We start from the raw sequence: 8843 nt of genomic DNA, 5'->3' as shown, positions 1-8843 counted from the left end.
GGGCACCACTTCATAGCGCGGGGGTGGCGGGGGCGGACGCCGCACGATCACACCGGGAGGGGGCGGCCCGACAACCAGCGGAGGCTGCTGCGCATGGGCTTCCCCACCACCCAGCAGGGCCGCCATGACGGCCAGAACCGCCCATCCGTTTTTTCCATACGGGATCATTGTGCCTGTACCCTTCATGAAAAATATTCTTATTGTTCCGGAACAAGGCAAAGCGGCAGAAAACCAAGGGATTTTCCATTGATATGTGATGATGGCGATGACCGGATTTTCCGTATCAATCCATACTTTTACTACATATCTATGTGCATCAGGGCTGGAAAATCTGACGTATTCCCATGTGTGCGTTTTAAGGGGCTACGAAAATATTGTACAATACAGCCGGATATTCCTGACCGTTATTGCAACGGAGCCGCCTGTTTTGTCCGCTGCTGGCCGCTGGGGGCGGGTTCCGGGTCGCGCTGCGGGGTGCCGGATGGATACTGCTCGGGCTGTTCATGGGATTTCTGGTCCTGATGGAACGAGGGCCATGACTTTGATTCCGAGCCGGTCAGCCCCCGTGCGGGCGGGGTGGTGGTCGTAACCGGTTTTTCCGGCGACAGGGCGGAAGGTGAGGGCGGGACCTGCGCCATCGCCGCCACCGGATAGCCAAGGGCCAGTACAGCCGCGCATATCATGCGGGAACCTGTGTGGTGAGACATGAAAACCTCCTGCCTGAAAGGCATGTCGGACGCTGTTTCCTGAGGGAATTCTTCTGGTCCGATCCCAACGATTCCACGTGGGCGGAGGTTCCTGTTTCCCCGCGTCCTTTCGCGGTGATTATCTATCGTCCGTTCAGGCGGCTACATTCGATGCAGGCAACTGTTGCCCTGATACCCGCATGAGGGAACTGATGCGGGCTTGCCCCGCCACCATAAAGTCTGCGCGAAAGATCACGGCGGCCGTTTCATCCTGATAACCGTGAACACGGCTACTGGAATTTCACCGACCGGACCCGCCTTACGCCTTCGACTGCCTGAACAGCCAGTCCCTGGCGGCCCTGATGTAGAAGAATTTGCGCGCCGATCCCATATGGTCAACACCATCAAACGTCAGGAAGGTAATGTTCCCATCCTGTGCAAGATAGCCGTTGACCTGATCCGTCAGTTTCCGCTGGTTATCGACGGGGAAGATGAGGGCGGGGTCCAGCAGTTCCTCTGGCCGCACGACCCTGCCGCCAGCCTTTTCCCATACCGGGATGCATTTCTCGTTCCACGGCGTGGCCTTGTCATCTTCCGAGCCGGTGATGATCAGGACCTTCTGACTGGCAAGGGGCGCGACATCACCGGGCCGCTGCTGGCCCGCGATAATCAGCCCGGCAGCAAAGGTCCGGGGGTGTTTTGCCATCAGCCACAGTGATGTCATGGCCCCCATGGACCAGCCGGTGCAGTAAACCCTTTTGGGATCAATCTTCAGGACCTTGTCACGTCGGTCCGCCAGATTGGGGTTGCCATAATTCCATGTATTGCTGAGCAGGGATTCAACCAGCCGGTAGGTATTCTCCACATCCGATGTATGTTCCCAGTAATCGTTCATGGTCGTGCGCTCGTAGCGTGGGGTAACGACCACACATTCATGCCGGTCCTGTTCTTCCGGCATGCTCCAGATGCTGGCGATGCACTGCTCGGTCAGCGTCTGGGCGCAGGTGCCATCCGGGCTGGTGCCTGAATGGGTCACGGCAAGGACAAGCGGGTAGGCCCTGTTCTCACCACCTTCGGCCAGAAAGGATTTTGGCAGGTAAATACTGTATTCAAGCCATGCGGAACGTGTGTCATCCCACCACCAGTGGTTCTGTTCCCACGCATCAACACCACGGATCACAACCCTGTTGCCGTGCGGCCCGGCGTTGGTCCACACGGTCCTGCTGGCGGCATAGACCGCGCCGCCGGTTGTCCGCACACTCCTGTCCTGTGTTACCGTAACCCGGTCGCTATCGGTCGTGGGCAGGCTGAGGTCCGGATCATGAGCGAACTCGGTAATGACATAACGGCCGGGAACACTTTTCCGGTCGGGGCGGAGGGCCGGGTCAGTATTGGTATAGATGGCCGCGACCGGGCGCGGCTTCGGCCCTGCGGTGGTGTCATTCTTGTCGGGTTCCTGCGGCATGCCGGCAAAGAACCCCCTGGCTGCGGGAAAAACGGCCGTGGCATAGGTATCCGGCGTCAGGCTGGCGGGGTCGATCGCGACATCGTACTCCACCGCAATGCCGTAAACCTTTTCACCCCCGCCCGTGACCTCACACAACGCACAGATGCCCTGAAGACCGGGCTTTTCCGGCTTATGCGGTCCCGGCCCATCCGGCCCGCCGGAAGATGCCGCCATGAAGCCATGGTCCCCGGCGGCATGCGCCTGTTGCGCGCTGCTTCCCATGGCGGTGACACCGGCAAAAACAGCCCCGACTGTCACGAAATCACGTCTTGATAGCTCGGTCATGGGCGTCTCCTCCGGTTAAGGGCGGATGTTACTATGCAGATGCCGCTTTCCGGACGCAACGTTCAGAAATTATTTAGGAAATCCATAAATAAATCTATGCGCACATATTACTTTCCTTATTCCACATAGAGACTGTTTGAAAATCCAATTTACGGAATGTCGTGTAATCATAAGGAAGTTTTTGGTGAAGCTTTTTACAAAAAGCTTCAAAAAAACGCCGCACCCAAAAACTTTTATTTTTTATCAATTAGTTATGCTTCAAACAGCCTCTTATATCTTCCACGGAACGACGGACCTCACGGGCTATTTCACTGTAATCCGGATTAAGAAAGCAACCGGACGGAATGACGTGCCACGATCCAGCGTTTTAACAGCACGACAAAACCCGCAACCCTGTCCGGGCCAGTCATTTTTACCGCCATGCCGATGGCTACCGGTTACGCTATATCACAGCAGGTCAGAAGGAGATCACCTTGCGAAATGCGGATTTCAGTTCATGGCATAGCGCCCTGATAACGGTTATCGGGCTGGTGTTCCTGACCCTGCTTGGGGTTGGCATCCGCCTGGTCATGATGCTGACACTCCAGCAGCGCAGGGAACGCCTGAACCGGCAGATCAACGAACGCATCAGGACATTGATTGCAGCATACAAAACACTGGGCGGCTCATTTACAGGGGACCTGAGTGTCAGCCCGATCCATCTGAAGGAAATAAAGTATCGTGAGGGCAATGGTCAGGATACGGCGCCGCTCGAACTATCCGGAAGCTCGGAGCGTGCCCGGCGCATCCGCGATTCTGTCGAGGGCGCCCTGTCCGACATCATTCTGCTGGGCACGGAAGAACATGTCCGCCTGGCCGTAAGGGCGGCATCTGAACTGGTGCAGGGCCGCAATGTCCATACGCATGATCTGGTTGTGTCGCTACGTAACTTCATCCGCAAGGCGCTGGATATTGAACGCATCCCGTCTGATCTGGAACTGCCGCGTCAGGGCCCGAGCCGCCCTTCGGCTTCAGGTGGCCGTGACAAGGGGGATGGAGGCAGGGACGGCGGCGCAAAAGGCGGCGGCGCAGGCGGCATGGGGGCAGGTGGTATGGGTGGGGGAATTCCGGTCGATAATGATACGGATACTCCGCCTGGTCATCATGTATGATTTGCTGGAGCAGGGCAGCTACGTTTCGCCATATTCCATCACCACACACAAATCTTCCTGGTGCACTACCGCGCGTATGGTCCGGCCCAGCCGCGCTCAAGCATTTTTATCCTGTCCGTGACGACGCACCGGCGCGGAAGTCCTACACCAGCAGGCGCGGATAGCCCGGATCGGGGCGATCACGCCTCCACCCTGTCAGGCGGCCATCAACGGATGCCGTTCACAGACACGCTCTGGACGATCCTGACCCGGACTTTCCCGCAAAACGCACCACATACCCCATCATGCGTGGCGTAGCGGGCATCATTCACCCTTTGAACGCATGGTCATGCTGCAGGTCGGTCTGCATCGTAACACCACCTGCCGACCGCGCCCCGTCCTGCAGTGCAAGGGTGACTTCCGTCACATGCAGCGCCAGTGCAGCATCCATCCGGACCGTGGCCTGACGTTCCGCCTGTGCAGCCAGTTGTGCGACACCGCGGCTGAAATCCATATGATGCCCCCCCTGCGTACGCGGGACCTGACGGCCATGGCGCACGGGCAGCCGGCGGCCCAGCAGCAGGCCGGGCAGGAGGGGGGAGAGGTATTTTTCCGCCTTGCGTGTCAGCCGTGCGGGCAGGGTCATGCCTGTGGGGGAAAAGCGCAGGGGGGTATGATATTCCCATACATCCGCCATGGAGAGCACACCATGCTCACACACGACCCGCAACGTGCGGGAGGATGGTGCGATGATGCTGTTGGTGATGCGCGCGACGATATTGCCGTCAAATTCCAGCATGCCAACCGACAGGTCCGGACTTATGACACTGCCGCCCACCGCACGTACCTTGTCCGGCAGGAGGCAGGTGCTGAACGCCGTAACCCGGCGTACCGGGCCAAACAGGCTGACCAGCGGGGTGATCTGGTATCCCGCATGTTCCAGTGTGCAGCCGACTTCGAATTCATCACGCGCGGGCCATGGCGCACCCGATATGCTGCGCCATGTCTCGGGGCGCAGGAAGGGAACAAGCCCGTCATCCATTTCCGCCTGCGCCATCAGCGGCCGCCCGAAACGCGCCCTGTCCGTGCGCAGGAAATGGCCCATGGCCTGCACCACATCGCTCAGGTGGTTGCAGGGGGCCGCAGCCAGCCACAGCCCCCTGGTGCGGGCAAGGTCAACCAGATCCCGGGCCTCGTCCATGGTCATGCCCAGGGGCTTTTCGGAATAGACATGGCGACCCGATTCCAGCGCCCGGCGGCTGACGGCGTGGTGAGAGCGGGGGTTGGTCAGGTTGACGACCATCTGCACGCTGTCATCCGCCAGCAGGGCATCCATGCTGGCATAGGCGGGGATGGCGTGGAATTTGCAGAATGCCTGCAACCGATCCGGGTCATGGTCATATGCACCGGCCAGCGAGAGTCCCGTCAGGCCGGGAAGCGTCTGCATGTACATATCCGCGACATAGCCGCAGCCAACCAGTGCAATCCTCATGCGCGCCTTACCATTTCCATGCCGTGTTTAATTGATTGTCGATTATACCTGTCTGGCGGTATTGAAACAGGGTCTGCAACATTTTGGCCGCATGTTTTTATCCAATGAAAATACTTATTACAGGTGCCAGCGGTTTTGTGGGTGGTCATATCGCGCATATGGCAGCCCAATTACCGGACATGACCGTTCTGTGCGGCCGGCGCGACGGGGCCGCCGGGAGTGTCCACCTTGACCTGCTGGACCGCCCCTCCGTAATGCAGGCCCTGCAGGGTGTCGATGCAGTCATTCACTGCGCGGTGGGCAACCGGCAGGTCACGGTGGATGGCACGCGCATGTTGCTGGAATGTGCACGGCAGTGCGGCGTGCGGCGTGTGGTCCATATCAGTTCCATCGCGGTTTACGGCGCGGCACAGGGTCGCGTGACGGAGGCAACACCCTGCATTGCCCCCACGGGCAGGGGATATGCGGCATGGAAGGTAGCGGCGGAAGACCTGTGCCTTCAGGCGCGTGGGCTGGAGGTGGTGCGCCTGCGCCCCACGATTGTATATGCCCCTGATAGTCCACTCTGGGTTGAAGGGCTGGTCCGCCGTATCCGCTCCGGCTGGTGGGGCACGTTTGGCGCGGCGGGCGAGGGCACATGCAATCCCGTGCATGTTGCGGATGTGGCGCGCGCCGCGCTTGCCGCCGTGCATGTCCCGCAGGCGGCTGGCATGGCGTTCAATATCAATGGCGCGGATACCCTGTCATGGAACGACTGGTTCCGTCAGGTGGCCCTTGCCGCGGGGGAACCCCCGCTGGTTCCCGTGGCGGCCATGCGGTTGAAGCTGTGGCGGCTTGCGGCACTGCCGTTCCGTGTGATCCGGCGGGTTGCACCACGCTATTGCCCGTCATGGGTCGGCATGGTGCCTGCTGATAGCGAGATGGCGCTATTTGGCCTGCACGCGACATATCCCGTCACGCAGGCCCAGACGGTGCTGGGGTGGACACCGCAGGTCAGCCTGCAGGCGGGAATGCGCGCCATTACGGCCCATTACGCCCGGCCTGCCCAAGGGAATGTTGAGGGAAATATTGTACGATGACAGCCAGCATTCCCGCGGTTTCCATTGTCATCTGCACATATGACCGGCCAGAACTGCTTGAGCGTGCGGTAGGCAGTTGCGCTGACAGCATAAGGGAAAGCGGGCTGGCGGCGGAAATCGTCATTTCCGATAACGGCACGGGTGGTTATGCCCCCCGACTTGCCGCACGGTATGCGCAAGCCCCATTTGATGTGCGGTGCGTGACATCAGCCCCCGGGAACATCTCGGTTGCGCGCAATGCAGGCATTGCCGCCGCGCGGGCGGAAATCGTGGCATTTCTGGATGATGACATGGAGGTGGGCCAGACCTGGCTGCGCCACCTGCATGAAACCCTGCAGGCCAGTGGGGCGGATATAGCGATTGGCCCGGTGCGGCCACGTTTTGCCGGGGGGAGTGCACCCCTATGGGACCCCGAAGGGGGGCGTTATACCCGTGTGCTGGATCGCCCCGATGGCGCGCAACTGATCCTTGAGGGCAGGCAGCGCGTGCGGGGATGGGTGATCAGCACGGCCTCGTCCATCTGGCGGCGTGGAACCTGCTTTACCGACCGTGAACCGTTTGATCCCGCCTTTGGTGCGTGTGGGGGCGAGGATCTTGACCTTTTCCTGCGTGTGGCGCGGCGTGGGCGGCGGATTGTGTGGTGCGGGAGCGCGCTGGCATGGGAAAACATACCGACCGCGCGCATGCAGCTATCGTATCAGGCCGTGCGGGCCTATAGCGGGGGGCAGGTCTATGCGGGCATTTACATCCGCCATGCCGCCCATCCATTCGTGCGGGCGGCGGACATCATGCTGCGCGGGGCGATACAGGTCGTCATGGCGCTTATCAGGATCATGACCCTGTTGCCGCGTTTTGTGTCAGACCGCCTGCAACCCGATCCTGACATGGCGAATACCGTCCTGTTGCTGGCGGGCGCGGCGGGAAAGATCATGTGGCGGAACAGGATACCACTTTACCATATGGAACACGCGAATCTCAGGGACGGTGCCTGAAGCCGAAGATGCGGCGTGGAGACTGCCTGAAAAGCCAATCCACGGAACGTCCTGTAATCGCAAGGAAGTTCACGCATCCTGCTCAGGCAGATGGTCGTCACGAAAGGGCATCCCCCAGTCAGGACGTGTGGAGCGCAGGCCCATCACCCATCGATAGACCTCAAGCGTCTGCTTCGCCTTGTGGTCCCACGTAAACAGATGCTTCACGCGCTGTATCGCGGCCTGTGAGCGGGCAGCAAGCTGGGCGGGATCAGCCTCAATGCGTTCCAGCACCTGCCGCAGGGCCGCAACCAGCCCGGCATGGGGCAGCAGAGGCAGCAGGTAGCCGGTACGCGGGGACGTAAGCTCCGCCGGGCCGCCATAATCCACCACAATGGGTACCACCCCCATCGCCATGGCCTCCAGCACGACGGTGCCGCCAAATTCATGCACTGAGGGAAAAGCCAGCACATCAGCCCGCCGCAGGTGTCCCGCCAGTTCCGGGTGCGGGGTCTTGCCTGCAAAGCGCACCGTGCCTTCACAACCCGCAGCCGCCACCATAGCCCGCAGGCGTTCTTCCTCCGGGCCAAAACCGATGATTTCCAGCGTCATGCGCCCGGCCTGCAACAGGGGGATAATCGCCTCGATCAGTATATGGCAGCCCTTGTAGGGCACCAGACGCCCCAGAAATACGACACGCAGCGGACGGCCAGCATATGACTGGGCAGGCCGGTCCGGTGCGTTGGGAAAGCGGGCGGGATCAATCCCGTTTTCGGGAACATAGACAGCCTTGCCGCGCCATTTACGGTCCAGATCCTGCAACGCCGCACGTCCGCCCACCATGATGGCGGCGGCATCCTTACGGGTGGAACGTGCCCACGGCATGTATTTGTACAGACCACGGAAGCGCGATATCCATTCCCCCTCCCGGCTACGCAGGGAAGGGTATTCCTTTGGCCATGGCAGGCCGCCATTGATTGGCCCCAGCACAAAGGGGATGCCAGCCCGCCGGCACCGCGCCGCAATCAGGCTGGGCACGGCCGGGCTGAGCGGGGTCAGGCGATGAACGATATCAAAATTCCCGACCTGCCGCCCATGGCCAAAGCGCCGCCATGCCTCGTATTCCAGCAGCAGGTAGGACGGGATGCTCAATGCCGTAAGCATGGCCCATCCCTTGTTCTGGCCGCTGATCCGCTCGACTAGGCGGGCCATGGGGCGGACCAGCGCCTCGGTATCAATGGCGGTATAATCACGCCCTTCCACCAGCCCGGCACGATCCAGCGCGGGACGGTTGCGGGTGCGGGTTACAAGATGGGTATCGGCAATGCGGGACAGGGCCTCATAATGCGACCAGCCTACCAGCGGGATACTTTCCCACTCAGGATTGCACGATTCCGCAATAACCAGAACACGTGGCCTGAACGTCCCTGCCTCTCCCATCAGTAAAACATCCCACTGGCACCGGTGTTAAGGTTGAGCGCCCCGTTCGGATACTGTTCAATAAACAGGGCGGATAACGCAATATCAGATCTTTTTTCGTGTATCACGTATCCTGTATCATGTCATTGGGCCGGAGCATGCGGCTATCGCGCATAGACGATATGATGCGTGAAGTTGGTCCACCAAGTATCGGTTTGCCATCTGAATGATGGCGGACAGGCACAACACGGACCAGACTGGCGGTTTCAGCCAC

General features: G+C 60.3%; 7 protein-coding genes and 1 pseudogene. 3 read left to right on the top strand and 5 right to left on the bottom strand.

Annotated features, from left to right (window positions below; translation table 11 throughout):
- The 3 genes and pseudogenes from DY926_RS16970 to DY926_RS00715 all read right to left on the bottom strand — a co-directional run.
- Nucleotides 1-186, bottom strand: a pseudogene (locus tag DY926_RS16970) (hypothetical protein); the annotation flags it as partial.
- A gap of 218 nt (nucleotides 187-404) precedes the next feature.
- Nucleotides 405-707 carry a hypothetical protein gene (locus DY926_RS00720; protein WP_241502973.1) on the bottom strand — a complete coding sequence of 101 codons (303 nt, stop codon included), beginning with the start codon at nucleotides 705-707 and terminating at the stop codon, nucleotides 405-407.
- A gap of 298 nt (nucleotides 708-1005) precedes the next feature.
- Entirely contained in the window at nucleotides 1006-2478 is a 1473-nt protein-coding gene (locus DY926_RS00715; protein WP_186336028.1) for a prolyl oligopeptidase family serine peptidase, read from the bottom strand.
- Nucleotides 2479-2951: 473 nt separating this feature from the next.
- Here DY926_RS00715 and DY926_RS00710 point away from each other — a divergent pair, with 473 nt between their 5' ends.
- The gene (locus DY926_RS00710) at nucleotides 2952-3629 is read left to right on the top strand and encodes a hypothetical protein (protein ID WP_186336027.1); all 678 of its coding nucleotides are present in this window, start codon (nucleotides 2952-2954) and stop codon (nucleotides 3627-3629) included.
- A 307-nt stretch (nucleotides 3630-3936) separates the two neighbouring features.
- On the opposite strand, the gene DY926_RS00705 is transcribed toward DY926_RS00710, so the two are convergent.
- Nucleotides 3937-5100: a Gfo/Idh/MocA family protein gene (locus DY926_RS00705; protein ID WP_116701614.1), complete on the bottom strand. Its 1164-nt coding sequence runs from the start codon at nucleotides 5098-5100 to the stop codon at nucleotides 3937-3939.
- A gap of 104 nt (nucleotides 5101-5204) precedes the next feature.
- Here DY926_RS00705 and DY926_RS00700 point away from each other — a divergent pair, with 104 nt between their 5' ends.
- Both DY926_RS00700 and DY926_RS00695 read left to right on the top strand, forming a co-directional pair.
- Nucleotides 5205-6179 carry an NAD-dependent epimerase/dehydratase family protein gene (locus tag DY926_RS00700; RefSeq protein WP_116701613.1) on the top strand — a complete coding sequence of 325 codons (975 nt, stop codon included), beginning with the start codon at nucleotides 5205-5207 and terminating at the stop codon, nucleotides 6177-6179.
- Nucleotides 6176-7171, top strand: a complete 996-nt coding sequence (locus DY926_RS00695; protein ID WP_116701612.1) for a glycosyltransferase family 2 protein — start codon at nucleotides 6176-6178, stop codon at nucleotides 7169-7171. The genes DY926_RS00700 and DY926_RS00695 overlap by 4 nt, the downstream gene beginning before the upstream one ends.
- A gap of 69 nt (nucleotides 7172-7240) precedes the next feature.
- Here DY926_RS00695 and DY926_RS00690 read toward each other — a convergent pair whose 3' ends face one another.
- Nucleotides 7241-8590, bottom strand: a complete 1350-nt coding sequence (locus DY926_RS00690; RefSeq protein ID WP_116701611.1) for a glycosyltransferase family 4 protein — start codon at nucleotides 8588-8590, stop codon at nucleotides 7241-7243.
- Between the last annotated feature and the right edge of the window lie 253 nt (nucleotides 8591-8843).

The organism is Komagataeibacter melaceti (genome assembly GCF_003403295.1).
Lineage (GTDB): Bacteria > Pseudomonadota > Alphaproteobacteria > Acetobacterales > Acetobacteraceae > Komagataeibacter > Komagataeibacter melaceti.
Note: the sequence above shows the minus strand (reverse complement) of the source record. Positions and strands in the feature narration are given on the sequence as shown.